This window comes from Streptomyces sp. NPDC001617 (genome assembly GCF_053596855.1).
In genome coordinates this window covers 1-14,604 of record NZ_JBSFHA010000145.1, presented here as the reverse complement: position 1 = coordinate 14,604, position 14,604 = coordinate 1, and the positions used below count along the sequence as shown (strand labels likewise).

The 14,604-nt window shown below is 71.3% G+C and carries 13 protein-coding genes and 1 pseudogene; 6 read left to right on the top strand and 8 right to left on the bottom strand.

The genetic code is table 11. The features are described 5' to 3' along the window. Positions 1-124: 124 nt before the first annotated feature. From ACWC09_RS50680 to ACWC09_RS50655, 6 genes are all read right to left on the bottom strand, one after another. Entirely contained in the window at positions 125-526 is a 402-nt protein-coding gene (locus ACWC09_RS50680; protein ID WP_450858886.1) for a peptidoglycan-binding domain-containing protein, read from the bottom strand. A 185-nt stretch (positions 527-711) separates the two neighbouring features. Beyond that, on the bottom strand, positions 712-1,479 hold the full coding sequence (locus tag ACWC09_RS50675) for a sulfite exporter TauE/SafE family protein (RefSeq protein WP_450858885.1): 768 nt from the start codon (positions 1,477-1,479) through the stop codon (positions 712-714). 66 nt (positions 1,480-1,545) lie between these two features. Next, entirely contained in the window at positions 1,546-2,649 is a 1,104-nt protein-coding gene (locus ACWC09_RS50670; protein WP_450858883.1) for a Gfo/Idh/MocA family protein, read from the bottom strand. After that, positions 2,619-3,329 carry a ThuA domain-containing protein gene (locus ACWC09_RS50665; protein ID WP_450858882.1) on the bottom strand — a complete coding sequence of 237 codons (711 nt, stop codon included), beginning with the start codon at positions 3,327-3,329 and terminating at the stop codon, positions 2,619-2,621. Before ACWC09_RS50665 ends, ACWC09_RS50670 begins: the two co-directional genes overlap by 31 nt. Positions 3,330-3,400: 71 nt before the next feature. Next, the gene (locus ACWC09_RS50660) at positions 3,401-3,901 is read right to left on the bottom strand and encodes a cysteine dioxygenase (protein ID WP_450858880.1); all 501 of its coding nucleotides are present in this window, start codon (positions 3,899-3,901) and stop codon (positions 3,401-3,403) included. Next, positions 3,898-4,830, bottom strand: a complete 933-nt coding sequence (locus ACWC09_RS50655; RefSeq protein WP_450858878.1) for an amidohydrolase — start codon at positions 4,828-4,830, stop codon at positions 3,898-3,900. Before ACWC09_RS50655 ends, ACWC09_RS50660 begins: the two co-directional genes overlap by 4 nt. A gap of 148 nt (positions 4,831-4,978) precedes the next feature. On the opposite strand from ACWC09_RS50655, the gene ACWC09_RS50650 reads away from it, so the two are divergent. From ACWC09_RS50650 to ACWC09_RS50625, 6 genes and pseudogenes are all read left to right on the top strand, one after another. Continuing rightward, positions 4,979-5,983, top strand: coding sequence for a LacI family DNA-binding transcriptional regulator (locus ACWC09_RS50650; protein WP_450858876.1), 1,005 nt, complete (start codon positions 4,979-4,981; stop codon positions 5,981-5,983). 65 nt (positions 5,984-6,048) lie between these two features. Further along, on the top strand, positions 6,049-6,825 hold the full coding sequence (locus tag ACWC09_RS50645; protein WP_450858874.1) for an SGNH/GDSL hydrolase family protein: 777 nt from the start codon (positions 6,049-6,051) through the stop codon (positions 6,823-6,825). A 147-nt stretch (positions 6,826-6,972) separates the two neighbouring features. After that, positions 6,973-8,229, top strand: a complete 1,257-nt coding sequence (locus ACWC09_RS50640) for an EfeM/EfeO family lipoprotein (protein ID WP_450858872.1) — start codon at positions 6,973-6,975, stop codon at positions 8,227-8,229. Beyond that, on the top strand, positions 8,226-9,446 hold the full coding sequence (gene efeB, locus ACWC09_RS50635) for an iron uptake transporter deferrochelatase/peroxidase subunit (RefSeq protein ID WP_450858870.1): 1,221 nt from the start codon (positions 8,226-8,228) through the stop codon (positions 9,444-9,446). Before ACWC09_RS50640 ends, efeB begins: the two co-directional genes overlap by 4 nt. A 193-nt stretch (positions 9,447-9,639) precedes the next feature. Then, positions 9,640-11,505, top strand: a complete 1,866-nt coding sequence (locus ACWC09_RS50630; protein WP_450858868.1) for a phospholipase C — start codon at positions 9,640-9,642, stop codon at positions 11,503-11,505. Positions 11,506-11,598: 93 nt separating this feature from the next. After that, positions 11,599-11,742, top strand: a pseudogene (locus ACWC09_RS50625) (AsnC family protein); the annotation flags it as partial. A 590-nt stretch (positions 11,743-12,332) separates the two neighbouring features. Here the strand turns inward: ACWC09_RS50625 and rox are convergent. Continuing rightward, entirely contained in the window at positions 12,333-13,751 is a 1,419-nt protein-coding gene (gene rox, locus ACWC09_RS50620; protein WP_450858866.1) for a rifampin monooxygenase, read from the bottom strand. A gap of 568 nt (positions 13,752-14,319) precedes the next feature. After that, positions 14,320-14,487, bottom strand: a complete 168-nt coding sequence (locus ACWC09_RS50615) for an acyl-CoA dehydrogenase family protein (RefSeq protein ID WP_450858888.1) — start codon at positions 14,485-14,487, stop codon at positions 14,320-14,322. Positions 14,488-14,604: the final 117 nt, after the last annotated feature.

Below are 14,604 nucleotides of genomic sequence, written 5' to 3'. Positions count from 1 at the left end.
GCTCACGGACCTTCCCGCGCAGCCGGTCGTGGAACTCGGTGATCAGCCCGTGCTCGCGCCAACGGCGGAAGAAGAGCCGGGACGGGAGTCGGCGCTCTCGTCCCGGGACGGCCGGGGAGTCGGGTCAGTAGCTGGTTCGCACGTGGTCGTAGCAGTCCGAGAGGTAGTGCGGGGACCAGCCGGTGAAGTTCCAGTCGTCGTTGTAGTCCAGGTACTGGTTGATCACCGCGATGACCTTGTTGCCGGTCTTCGGCCCGACGAGCCCGTCCCGGGTCAGACCCTCCTGTCGCTGGAACTCCTTGATGGCGGCCAACGTGTCGTCGCCGTAGTAACCGTCGATGGCGATGGGCGACCCGTCGTCGAGATACCAGTCGACCGCCCATTGCACACAGGCGACGCCGAAGTGGTTCGAGCTGCCGTATCCGATCGTGGCGACGGACGTGGAGGCCGACGCCGGTTGGGCGCCCGCCATCGCCATGAGACCGGCGGCCAAGGCGGCGGCCGCTGCCGCGAGCTTGCGGTACATCGCTTCCCCCTCTGGAAACCTCTTGGTCAGCGCACGTCGAGTGCGCGTCAAGAAAGTTAGGAGATGACCTTCGGCGCCGCGTACAGCCGCTGACCTACTTCGCCGGTCAACTTGCGCGGTAGGCCTGGCAAACCGTGACGGTATGCGATCACTCGGGGTACCGCGGCCGATGGGGCGGGTGGTCCTCAACCGGTCCGGAGCCACAGCGAGACGGCGAGCCCCAGCCCGGCCAGCGCGATGGCGAGGCGCAACGGCTTCTCCGGCAGCCGCCGTACGACGACCGGCCCCACCCGGCTGCCGACGAGGCACCCGAGTCCGAGGGCCACAGCCGCCCACCAGTCGACCGGGGCGAGGAACACATAGGCGATCGCCGCGGTGAGGTTGGCGGCCCCGGTGGCGATGTTCTTGACGGCGTTGGTGACGCGCAGCGGCTCGTCGACGGAGAGGGAGAGGACGGCGAGCATCAGCACGCCGGCCGCGGCGCCGAAGTAGCCGCCGTAGAGCCCAACCAGCAGGATCGCGCAGGTCAGCGGCAGTGTCGTACGCCAACTGCCGCCGTCTTCCGCGACCCGGCCCTCGGTCAGCCGGCGCAGCGGCTCACGGACCAGGATCAGTACCGAGCCCAGGGCGATCAGCCAGGGCACGACGCGCTCGAACGCCGACGAGGGGGTGCCGAGCAGAAGCGCCGCGCCGACCGAGCCGCCGACGGCCGAGAGGAGCGCAAGGCGGCCGAGCCGTCGCCCCTGCCCGCGCAGTTCCTCGCGTGAACCGGCCGCCGTTCCAAGGGTGTTGGAGAACAGCGCCACGGTGTTGGTGACGTTGGCGGCCACCGGAGGCAGTCCGGCGGCCAGCAGGGCCGGGTAGCTGAAGAGCGAGGCCAGACCGGCGATCGACCCCGCCAGTCCGGAGGCGACGCCCGCCACGGCGAGCAGCAGGGCGGAGCCGGCGGACACAGAGGGTTCCCTTCCGAGGCGGACGCCTCACCCTCCCCCACGCTCGTTCCGCATGCAAGACGCTGTCTACATGGAGAGACGGCCCTTCCATGCCCCGGCGGCCGTCAAGGGGACCGGCGCGGGCCGTTCCACCGTCGTCGTCAGTGTGACGCGGCGCCCCTCGTCCGACGCACGCAGAAGGGCCGTCATGATCTCCAGAACGTGCAGGGCGAGGGCCCCTCCGGCGCGAGGCTCGCCGGCACGGACGAAGTCGAGCAGACCGACCCCGCGGCTGCCGGCGACGTAACCCGCGGACGGTTCGAGCGTGCGCCAGTCGGTGCCGCCCAGCGCGAAGTGGCGTACGTCGCCGTCGAATTGGTTGGGATCGGGCACCGCCAGTGTCCCGGTCTCGCCGTGGACCTCGATCGGCGCGGCCGTGGTGGCGACGCCGTCGAAGCTCGTCGTCAGGGTGGACAGGGCGCCACTGGTGTGTTCGAGGACGCCGGAGACATGGCTGTCCACCTGCACCGGGATACGCTCCCCCGTGCGCGGGCCGGAGCCGATGACCCGTTCGCCGCGCAGACGGGCGGCCGCACCGGTCACCGACCGCACCGGGCCGAGGAGTTGGACGAGCGCCGAGATGTAGTACGGCCCCATGTCCAGCAGCGGGCCGCCTCCGGGGGCGTAGTAGAAGTCGGGGTGGGGATGCCAGCGCTCGTGCCCCGGGGTGACCATCACGGCCGATGCGGCGAGCGGACGTCCGACGAGGCCCGCGTCGACGGCGGCGCGGGCGGTCTGGGTGCCGGTCCCCAGGACGGTGTCCGGCGCACAGCCGATCCCGACCCCGGCCGCTGCGGCGGCGTCGACGACGGCCCTCCCGTCGGGAAACGTACTGGCCAGCGGCTTCTCGGTGTAGACGTGCCTGCCGTGACCGATCGCGCCGAGTGCGATCTCGGCGTGGGCGGCGGGGGTGGTGAGGTTGAGCACCGTGCGGACCTCCGGGGCGGCGAGCAGGTCCTCGACGCGCAGGGCCCGGGCCCCCGGCAGCTCGGCGGCCACCGCGTCCGCGCGGGCGGTGTCGAGGTCGGCGACCGCGACGACCTCGATGTCGGGGTGGACCGCGAGGGTGTCGAGATAGGCCCGGGAGATGACGCCGAGCCCTACGATGCCGATGCGGTGCGCGTCGCCCACAGCATTCCCCTCTCGATGACGGTACGGACGTTCGGGTCCTTGAGTACGTCGAGGCTGTGCCCCGGCGTGGTGACGACGATGCGTCCGGCGCCCCAGCGACGGGTCCAGATCGCGGGCGTGGTCACCGGGCGGTGCCAGGGTTCGTACGGCCGTACCGGATGGGTGGTGGTGGCCAGGACGTCGATGAGGTCGTCGTGGAGCACCCAGTACTGCTCGGTCTCCAGCTCGAAGTCGTCCAGCCCGGCGGTGATCGGGTGTTCACGGCCGAACTCGGTGATCCGCACCGTGTGCGGCAGGAAGTTGTCCGCCGCCTCGCCGCGCCGCTCGCACGGCTCCTTTCCGGGGTGGGTCGCGAACTGGCCGCCCACCAGGTGCAGATAGTCGGACGAGGCCCGGAACGAGTCGGCGATCCCGCCGTGCCAGCCGGTGAAGCCGGTGCCCGCGACGACGGCCGCGCGAAGACCGGCCAGCTGCTCATGACCGATCTCCGACATCGTGACGCACTGCACCACGAGGTCGGTGCGGGCCATCTCGCCGGAATCGCCGTAGACCTCGGTCGACTCCTCGACCCGCACGTCGTACCCGTTGTCCCGGAGGAAGGGGATGAACAGCTCGGTGGCCTCGACCGGTTGGTGCCCCTCCCAACCGCCGCGGACGACCAGGGCCTGCTGCTGCGCCATGTTCACTCCCTCGTGCGACAACTCCGTTCATTGTCCAGGCGGTTTCGGGAGTCGGCAGGGGCGGGGCTCGCTCAGGCGGCCGGTGTCTCCAACGGTCGTAGCTCGTCCGCGTACGACACGGACATCCGGCGCATCAGACCGTCCTCGGCGATGTCGTACTGCCCGAGACGCCACAGCGGCGGTGAGTAGGCGTGGATCGAGACGGCGTCGTCGGTGGCCCCGGAGAGCCGGTGGATGTGTTCGGGGCCGAAGGTGAAGGTCTCCCCCGCCTCGACGGTGACGGACCGGTGGGCGCCGCCGATGCGCGGGCTGGACTCGTTGAGCGCGCCCTGGACGACGGTGACGGCGCCGGAGGAGAGGTCGTGGTCGTGCCAGCCGGTGTCGTTCCGCCTGGTCCAGCAGAGCAGCCAGACATCGACGTACTCGTCGCGGTACAGCGAGGCGTAGTGCCGCTGCTGGTCGGAGAAGGCCACCTGCTCGCGCCACAGCTCGGGGCTGGCGGCCAGGTCGGCGACGAGCGACCGGAGTTCGTGCCGGTCGAGGGTGCGGTCGGGCAGGGACTCATAGGTCATGGAGGGCTCCCTTCGAGTCGTCGGCCGTCGGCTGCGGTGCGACCGTGCAGCAGACGGGCCGGGTTGGCGGTGCACAGGGCGTGGACGGCGGCGTCCGCGCCGAGGTCGGGGATGACGGGCGGGGCGTAGGGGCGGTCGCTGCCGCTGACGATCACATCGATGCCCATGGCTCGGACGAGGGCGTCGACGGCCCGGGTGCCGTACGAGGAGGTCTCGTAGAAAGCATCGAAATCGACCTCGCCGCGCCCGCCGCCGCGTGCGGCGAGACGTTCGCCGTGGAGCGGGGCGAGGCCCGCGAGGGCGGCGAAGCAGACGCGCAGCCGTGGGTGCCGGGCGCGGCCGAAGGCGCGGAAGGCGAACCAGGACGCGTGCATCTGGTGCAGGTACGGGACGAGGGCCGGCCACCAGGGCGGGGCGTCGGGGGTCGGCGGGGCCGCGCCGGGGTGGATGAACAGGGGTCTGTCGTGATGGGTGAGGACGTCGAGCAGGGGTGCGCAGTGGCTCCAGCCCGCCGCGTCCAGGAGGGCGGTGGCGGGGAGTTGGAGTCCCACACAGCCTCGACCGAGTTCCCGTGCGAGGGCGTCCGGGTCGGGTTCCGGTGCCGACAGACAGGCGGCGGCCCAGACGCCGAAGGGTGCGGGCAGCGCGAGGGCACCGTCGTGGAAGGCGGCCAGCAGCGGGGCGGCCTCGGCGGGCGGCAGGTACTCGATGCCGAGGGGGCTGGAGAGGGACACCAGGGCGAGGTCGAGACCGTCGGCGGCGGTGAGGCGGACGCGGGCCGCGAGGTCGTGGTCGGCCGGGTCGACGGCGTAGGGCGGTTCGCCGGTCAGGTGCAGCGTCCAGCCGTCGAGGTACGGCGGTGCGGTGCGGGCCCGCAGCAGCTCGACGAAGGCGGGCGGCCAGATGTGCTGGTGGACGTCGGTGGGCACGCGGCGGTTCCGGGGAGAGAGGGATGTTAAGCGTTTCACTGATGCGGTTAACTTAATCGCTTAACAAAAAGAGGTGTCAAGCAGGTGTTCGCATCGTGGACGGGGCGGCGCACCCACAACGCGCACCCGCCCCGGTAGGCTTCCCGCCATGGCCAGGCCCACCAAGCGCACCACCCTCCGGGAGGTGGCCGAGGCCACGGGCCTCTCCACCGCCGCCGTCTCCTACGCCCTGCGCGGCAAACACGTCTCCAAGGAGACCGAGGAACGGGTGCGCAGGGCCGCCGCCGAGCTCGGCTACGAGGCCGATCCCATCGCCCGCGCCCTGGCCAGCGGCCGTACCAGCATGGTCGGCGTGCTCGCGGGCGACCTCCAGGACCTGTGGCAGCAGCAGCTGATGGCGGCCATCGGCCGGGAGTTGCTGGCCGGCGACCGCTACGCCCTGATCGTGGACGCGGGCGGCGACCCCGACCGCGAGCTGGCCCTCGCCAAGCAGCTGCGCGACCAGCGGGTCGACGCGCTGCTGGTCTCCCCGGTCAACCCCTCGGCGGAGAGCTGGGCCGCGATCGCCGACGCACTGCCCGTGGTGGCCATCGGCGACTCCCTGAGCCGGGCCCGCACGGCCGGCCAGGTCATCTTCGACAACCGGGCCGGCATCGACACGGTCCTGGAGTATCTGCACGGCCTCGGCCACCGCCGGGTGACCGTCCTGACCCCCACCAGCCCCAGCACCCCGGACCGGCCGGCTGACGTGTACGTGGGCGAGGCCGCCGACCGTCTCGGTCTGGAGGCCGAACTGGTTCCGTGCCCGCAGGAGTTGGGCGAGGCGACGGCGGTGGCACGCCGGGTCCTGGACGGCCCGCGGGCCGCCACCGCCGTGTTCTGCTTCTCCGACTCCCTCGCGTACGGCGTCTACGCGGCCGCTGCGGAGGCCTCGCTGGAGGTCGGCCGCGATGTTTCCGTGGTCGGTTTCGACGACCACCCCGTGTCGCGGGTCCTCACCCCGCCCCTGACCACGGTGGACTGGGGGCTGCCCGAGATCGCGGCGGAGGCGGCGCGGCTGACCGTCGCTGCGATCGAGGGCAAACGGGTGCGCAAGAAGCGGGTGCTGTGTGCGCCGCGGATGAGTGAACGGGGTTCTGCCGTAAGGGTCTGAGCGGCACAGGCACAGCTGGACGGCTACGGTTCACGCGCCGGACGCCCTTTGTAGACTCACCCGTCATGACGTTCCTGCGCTACGTGGCCATCGGCGACAGCCTCACCGAGGGCATCGGCGATCCCGATCCGGTCGGCGGTCACCTCGGCTGGGCCGACCGGCTCGCCGAGATCCTGGCGGAGCGGCAGCCGGAGTTCACGTACGCCAATCTGGCCGTGCGCGGAAAGACGAGTGCGCAGATCAAGGCCGATCAGCTGGGCCCCGCCCTCGCGTTGCGGCCGGACCTGGTGACGGTGACGGCGGGCATGAACGACCTGGTACGGGCCCGCTACGACGCCGAGGTGGCCGCCGCGAACCTGGAGGCGATGTTCGCCCGGCTCACCGCGTCCGGCGCACGCGTGGCCACGGTGTCCTTCCCGGACCTGGGCAAGATCTCCCCCGTCGCCCGCCGGGTACTCCCCCGCATCCTCGACCTCAACGCCCGCCTCCGTACCCTCACCCAGCGCTACGACGTCGCCCTCCTCGACGTCTTCCCGGAGCCCTTCACCAGCGACCCACGCCTGTGGAGCGCCGACCGCCTGCACGCGAGCCCACTCGGCCACACCCGCATAGCCGCCGGCGTGGCCCACACCCTCGGCCTGCCCGGCCACGACGACTGGAACGAGCCCCTCCCCCGGTGCTCCCCGGTTCCCGCCCTGCACGCCCTCCGGGCAGATGTGCGCTGGACACTGGACCACGTCGGCCCCTGGCTGTGGCGACGGCTGCGGGGGCACGTGCCGGGGGACGGGTTCGCCGCGAAGAGACCGCGGTTGGAGCCGATGGCGCCGCAGCGGGTGGCGTGATCCACTCAGCCGCTCCGGCCGGTGAACTGTGGTCGAATTCTGGCTCTTTCTCCGGTCAGGAGGCGGTCAGGAGGGCGAGCGCGAATCCGGGGGCTGCTTAGGATCGGCTGCGTCGCCTCGTTCGTACGACCCCCCAGGAGGCCCGGCGTGCCCGAAGCCGTGGTCGGTGCCGAAGTCGGTTCCGGGACCGGTGAGCCACCGTCCCCGCGCCCTCGCGCCCGGCGGCGTACCGCGCTGCTCACCGGTGGTGTGCTGGTGGTCGTGGCCGCCTCGGTCGGCGGAGTGCTGATGGCCGGTGGGAGAGGGCATCGGGCAGCGGTGGCGGGCGACGGGCTGCGGCACACCACCGTCCAGGTGACGCCGGCCGACTGCGGGCGCGGCTGGACCCGTCCCGAGCCCGGCCGGCAGGTCTTCGACCTGAGCAACACCTCCAGCGCGGCGGCCGAGGTGTATCTGACCGACCCGAGGACGGGCGCGGTCTACGGCGAGGTCGAGGGGCTCGCCCCGGGCACGGTCCGCCCGCTGCGGGTGACGCTCGGCAACGGCGCGTACGCCTTCACGTGCCTGCCCGACGACGCGGACGCCATCACCGGCCCCACGGTCCGCATCACCGGCGCCAAGGTGAAGAGCGGCCCGGCCGCCCTGCCGGTGACCCAGCAGGACCTCATCCCGCCCACGCTCGCCTACCAGAAGTGGATCCAGGCCCGCACGGTCGAGCTGGCGAGGAAGACCGACGTACTGCGCGACGCCGTCGACCGCGGCGACCTCGCGGCCGCCCGTGCCGCCTGGCTGCCGGCGCATCTCGTGTACGAGCGGATGGGCGCCGCGTACGGCACCTTCGGCGACGCCGACGGGGCGATCAACGGGACCACGGCCGGGCTGGCGGACGGAGTGCGCGACAAGGACTTCGCCGGTTTCCACCGGGTGGAGTACGGGCTGTGGCACGGCGAGTCGGCGAGCGGTCTGCGGGGACCGGCCGACCGGCTCGCCAAGGCCGTGCACGCACTGCGCGACAGCTGGCCCGACCAGCGGATGGACCCGGCGGACGTCGGGCTGCGGGCGCACGAGATCCTGGAGAACACCGTGCAGTTCGAGCTGACCGGCCGCACCGACTACGGCAGCGGCAGCAACCTCGCGACGGCCCGCGCCAACCTGGACGGCACCCGCGTGCTCCTCGGCCACCTGCGCCCGCTGTTGAAGACGCGCGACAGCGGTCTGCCCGGCCTCGGCTCCTGGCTCGACCGCACGCAGCACCTCCTCGACTCCTTCCAGCATGGCCAGAAGTGGACGCCCCTGTCCCGACTCACCCGCGCCCAGCGGGAGATGGTGAACGCCGACCTGGGCGAGCTGGTGGAGCGGCTCGCCGACGTGGCCGCCCTGACGGACGTACGGAGGACCGCGTGAAGCCCGTGAGCAAGGTCGGCCGACGGGGATTCCTGACCGGCGCGGCCGCCGTGGCCGGCGCCGGACTGGTGGCCGCCGATCATGGCGCCGCCTCCGCCGTACCGTCCCGCGAGAGCGCACAGGTCGACTTCCACGGCCCCCACCAGGCCGGGATCGTCACGCCCGCACAGCGCGCCACCGCCTTCGTGTCCTTCGACGCCACCGCCGAAAACCGTGCCGAACTGCGCGAGTTGCTGCGCACGCTGACCGAGCGGGCGCGGCTCCTCACCGCCGGCGGCAGTCCGGACGAGCTGGGCATCACCGCCCCGCCCGCCGACTCGGGCACCCTCGGCCCGGACGTGCCCGCCGACCGCCTCACCGTCACGGTCGGCGTCGGCGCCTCCCTCTTCGACGGCCGCTACGGCCTCGCCGCCCGCAAGCCGCGTCGGCTGACCGCCATGCCGTCGTTCCCCGACGACGACCTGAACTCCGCCTGGTGCCACGGCGACCTGAGCGTGCAGTTCTGCGCGGGCAACGCGGACACCGTGCTGCACGCGCTGCGCGACATCACCCGCCACACCCGGGGCGGAATGCAGGTGCGGTGGCGGATGGACGGCTTCATCAGCCCGCCCCGCCCGTCCGGAACCCCGCGCAACCACATGGGGTTCAAGGACGGCATCGCCAACCCGGACACCACCAGCAGCCGTGAGATGGACCGACTGGTGTGGGTCGGCGCGGGCGACGGCGAACCGGACTGGGCGACCGGCGGCAGCTATCAGGTCGTACGGCTGATACGGATGCTGGTGGAGTTCTGGGACCGGGTCTCGATCACCGAGCAGGAGCGGATGTTCGGGCGGGCCAGGGACACCGGAGCGCCGCTCGACGGGCGCCACGAGAAGGACACGCCCGACTATCCGCAGGACCCCAAGGGCGACATCATCCCGCTGGACAGCCATATCCGCCTGGCCAACCCGCGCACCCACGCCACCGCCGACCAGCGCATCCTGCGCCGCGGCTACAACTACGACCGGGGCACGGACAGCAACGGCAACCTCGACATGGGTCTGCTGTTCTGCTGTTACCAGCAGGATCTGGCGCGGCAGTTCGAGACCGTGCAGAAGCGGCTGGCCGGTGAGCCGCTGGTCGACTACATCTCCCCGTTCGGCGGCGGCTACTTCTTCGCGCTGCCCGGGGTGCGGGACGGCTCCGACTGGCTGGGGCGGGGTTTGCTGGTGTGATCCGCAGCCGGTCAAGAGGTCCCAAAAACAGCATGAGAATTTCCTGACCGAACATTCGCGCGTCTGTCATTGCCGCTCTCCCGCCCCGCCGCCACCATTGCGGAGGATCCGGCCGTAGATGCCATGGCCACCAATGTCGTGGCAACGCAATGCAGTTGCTCTCGGAAGCAGTGCTCTCGGAAGGCGAGACAGCATGATCGGCACAGGAAGAACTCCCGGCGCCCGGCGCAGGTGGGGCCGTGTGGGCGCCCTGCTCGGCGCGGCGGCCCTGGCGACGGCGGGCGGCGCCGTCCCCGCCTCGGCGACCTCGGCGCCCGGCGGCCACGGCACGCACACCGCGACCCCGATCAAGCACCTGGTGGTGCTGTACGACGAGAACGTGTCGTTCGACCACTACTTCGCCACGTACCCGAAGGCCGCCAACACCGACGGCACGAAGTTCAAGGCCGCGGCCCGCACGCCGAAGATCGACAACCTGCTCAACGCCGGGCTGCTGAAGAAGAACCCGAACCTGTACACGCCCAAGCGGCTGGCCAGTTCGCAGGCGATGACCTGCGACCAGAACCACTCCTACGGCCCCGAGCAGTACGCGGCCGACGGCGGCAAGGCCGACAAGTACGTCGAGAACACCGAGGTCAGCAAGTGCAGCGGTGGGCTGTTCGGCGAGCCCGGCCTGGTGATGGACTACTACGACGGCAACACCGTCACCGGCCTGTGGAACTACGCCCAGCACTACGCGCTCAACGACCGCTCCTTCAGCTCGGTGTACGGCCCCTCGACGCCCGGCGCGCTCAACCTGGTCTCCGGATCGACCCACGGCGTGATCTCCGTCGACCCGGCCTCCGGCACGGAGAACCCGACGCAGACGTCGACGCCGGACTCGTACACGGTCCTCTCCCCGAACGCGAAGGGCGTCGGCACGCTCGTCAACGACCCGGACCCGGCCTTCGACGACTGCTCGGACAAGGACCACACCGCCACCAACGCGCTGGCGGTGATGCAGGGCAGGAACATCGGTGACCTGCTCAACTCCAAGGGTGTGAGCTGGGGTTGGTTCCAGGGCGGCTTCCGGCCCAGCACCGCGTGGGACGGCAAGAGCGGCGACTACGCGAAGTGCGACACCACGCACACCAACGTCGGCGGTGCCGCGGTGGTCGACTACAGCCCCCACCACTCGCCCTTCGAGTACTACAAGTCGACGTCCAACCCGCACCACCTCGCGCCGAAGAACGTGGCCGAGATCGGGCACAACGGCCGCGCCAACCACAACTACGACCTCACCGACTTCGACGCCGCCCTCAAGGCAGGCCGCCTTCCGGCGGTCAGCTTCCTCAAGGCCGCCGAGTACCAGGACGGCCACGCCGGTTACTCGGACCCGACCGACGAGCAGCACTTCCTGATCAAGGAGATCAACGCGCTGCAGAAGTCGCCCGAGTGGAAGTCCACGGCGGTCGTCGTCGCCTACGACGACTCCGACGGCTGGTACGACCATGTGACCGCCAAGGTCCTCAACGGCTCCCAGGACTCCACGGTCGGCTCCAACGGCAAGGCCCTGGACAGCCCCGCCTGCCAGTCCGGTCCGGCGCCCAAGGGCGGCTACGCGGACCGCTGCGGTCCGGGCACCCGGCAGCCGTTGCTGGTCATCTCCCCGTACAGCAAGGTGAATTCGGTCGACCACACGGCCACCGAGCAGGCCTCGATCACTCGCTTCATCGAGAACAACTGGGGCACCGGCCGTATCGGTGACGCCTCCTTCGACCAGCGGGCGGGCAGCCTGAGTGGCCTGTTCGACTTCCGGCACCCCAACAACAAGCAGGTGCTGCTGAACGCGGACGGCTCGGTCAAGTCCGTGCAGCCGATCCCGCACCACTACGCCAAGACGTCGACGTCCGCGACGGCCTCGTACCCGCCGTACGTCCAGGACCTCAAGGCCCAGAACGTCGCCGACGCGGCCTCCACCTCCCCGGTCCTCCCGATCGCCCTCACGGCGGGTGTGGTCGCCGCGGGCGCGGTCACGACGGCGTTCGCCCTGCACCGTCGTAGGACGCACACCGGCTGACCTCCACCCCGCTGAACCACCTCGACGGCCCCGGCAGGCTTCACGCCGGGGCCGTCACTGTGCGTGAAATGATGCCGTCGTCGTCCGCAATGCGTGACAGGAGTACCGGTGGCTCAGCCCTCACTCGATCACCTCGACCTGCAGGTGCTGCAGGCGCTGCAGCTCGACGGGCGCGCGCCGTTCAGCCGTATCGCCGCCGTCCTCGGGGTCTCCGACCAGACCGTGGCCCGGCGCTACCGAAAGCTGCACAACACCGTCAACGTGCGGGTGCTCGGCATGACCGATGAGGGCCGGCTCGGGCGGCAGAGCTGGATCGTACGGCTGCACTGCGTCCCGGACGTCGCGGAGCAACTCGCCGAGGTACTCGCCAAACGGCCCGACACGGTGTACGTCGCTCTGGTCTCCGGTGGCACCGAGGTCATGTGCGGTATGCGGCCCCGCACCCGGAAGGCACGGGACGAACTGCTCTTCGACCGGCTCCAGCGCACCCGGCAGATCAACACGGTGACCGCGCACTGCCTTCTGCACCCGTTCTACGGCGGCTCGCTGAGCTGGCTCAACAAGTCCCACGCGCTCACTCCCGACCAGGAGGCCGCCCTACGGGTGCCGGCCCCTCAGCCGCTCGACAGCCCCGTCACCCCGGACCCTGCCGACGAGACGCTCCTCGCAGAGCTGCGCCGCGACGGCCGGGCCACCCTCACCGAGCTGCAGAAGGCCATTCCGGCCAGCCACACCCACCGGGCCAGCCACAGCCGCCAGAACCGGGAAAACCGACATCCGGACCGGGGAAACGGAGGATTTCCGACGCCTTGGCGCACGGTGGACCGTCAGGCGGACCCGAACCACTTCCGAAGCGGGCCGAGCAGGTCCTGCTGGTCCTCGCCGACCCATGCCACGTGGCCGTCCGGCCTCAACAGCACGGCGGGCACGTCCAGTTCGTCGCCGGCGTCGACGACGTGGTCGACCCGGTCCGCCCAGCCCGCCACCGAGAGTCGGCCGGTCGAGTCCAGCAGCAGCCCGTGGCCGCCGTGCATCAGCTCGTAGAGGCGCCCCTGCTTCAGCCGCACGTCCCGCAGCCGCCGCCCGAGCAGCTCGTGGCCCTCGCCGAAGTCGTAGCGGACGTCGACCGCGGTGATCAGCCCGGTCACGTACCGGTTCACCTCCTCGAAGTCCATCAGCCGGGAGAACAGCTTCCGCAGCGCGGTCGCCCCCGGGTCGGTGCCCAGGAGGGTGATCTGCGCGCGGGTGTTGTCCAGCACACGGGCGCCCACCGGGTGCCGTTCGGTGTGGTAGCTGTCCAACAGCCCTTCCGGCGCCCATCCGTTGACCGCGGCGGCGAGCTTCCAGCCCAGGTTGAACGCGTCGTGAATGCCGAGGTTCATCCCCTGCCCACCGGTCGGCGGGTGGATGTGCGCCGCGTCGCCGGCCAGCAGCACCCGGCCGACCCGGTAGCGCTCGGCCTGCCGGGTGGCGTCGCCGAAGCGCGAGAGCCAGCGCGGCGAGTGGGCGCCGAAGTCGGTTCCCGCGACGGCCCGCAGCTGCCGCTTGAAACCCTCCAGGGTCGGCGCCGTACGGTCCTCGGACACCTCGTCGGCGGGCACGACGAGGCGGTACGACCCCTCGCCGGTCGGCACGGCACCGAACCGCAGCTGGGTCTTGCGGACTTCCTCGACCACAGCGGCGACCGTCTTCTGATCCTCCGTCAATTCCAGGTCCCCCAGCAGCGTTTCGACGGTGGCGGGCTCGCCGGGGAAGCCGACACCGAGCAGCTTGCGCACGGTGCTACGGCCGCCGTCGCAGCCGACGAGGTAGCGCGCACGCAGGTGCGTGCCGTCCGCGAGCTCGACGCCCACCCCGTCCTCGTCCTGGCTCAGGCCGACCACCTCGCAGCCGCGCCGGATCTCGGCACCGAGTTCGAGGGCACGCTCGCCCAACAGCCGCTCGGTGACGGGCTGCGGGTGCGCGAGACCGTAGGGGTGGGCCGTGTCCAGCCGTTCGGGCCACGGCTTGGCGATGCCGCCGAAGAGACCACCGACCTGGAACCTCTTGCTCACCGCGGCGAACCGGTCCAGCAGGCCGCGCTGGTCCATCATCTCGACGCTGCGCGCGTGCAGGCCCTGCCCACGGGACTCCCTGGTCGGCTCAAGCAGCCTCTCCAGCACGACCGTTCGGACCGCCGCCAGGCGCAGCTCGCCGGCCAGCATCAGTCCGGTCGGTCCGCCGCCGACCACGATCACATCGATCATCACAACCCCCGTTTGCGCAGGTACCGGCTTCGGCCGCCGATTCTGCGGCACCATGGGGGTCTTGCCGCAAGCCCCCCGGTGCGCTATACCTTGAGACAGGCGAGGGGCGAGTGATCTCCTTGCCTTTTCTGTTGCCGCCCAGTCGTGGCGGCCAATTCCGCACCGGACCGGACGGCCCTGAAGGCCGTGGACCCGGACGGCAGCCGGATCTCGCTCCGCCAACGCGCCCGTAGCGAGGGCTGACAGCCCGTAGACCTCGTACGACGGCCGTCACTCGCCCTTGCTCACCGCACGTGATGGCGGGTTCGTTCGCGATGGCGCAGCTCCGACGGTGTCGGTCAGGAAGTGGTGGAGCGGACTTGAGGGTGGTGGCTGAGCCGCCGGCCGGTCGCCTCGAGGTCGCCGAGCGGGGCGGCTTCCCTCCGCGATGCGCACCGCCGGTACGGGATTTCGTCGCCGCGCTGACATGACCTACCTTCCCCTCGCGGACGTGGCCCTGACGACCCGGCTGGTACGTTTCGCGATGTGATCCGGCGGCTGAGCGAGGCGGCCGCGGACGTCCCGCAGGTCAGCGGAACGCCGCCTGGCCGGTGAGGGCCTGCCCGATGACCAGGGTGTGCATCTCGCTGGTGCCCTCGTAGGTCAGGACGGACTCCAGGTTGTTGGCGTGGCGCAGCGGCGAGTACTCCAGGGAGATGCCGTTGGCGCCGAGGATCGTGCGGCACTCCCGGGCGATGGCGATGGCCTCCCGGACGTTGTTGAGCTTGCCGACGCTGATCTGCTCGGGCCCTGCCGCAGCTCGGCGGCCCTACGGCGGCCCAGATACCCGGAGAGCAGCGCGGTGAGGCCGACC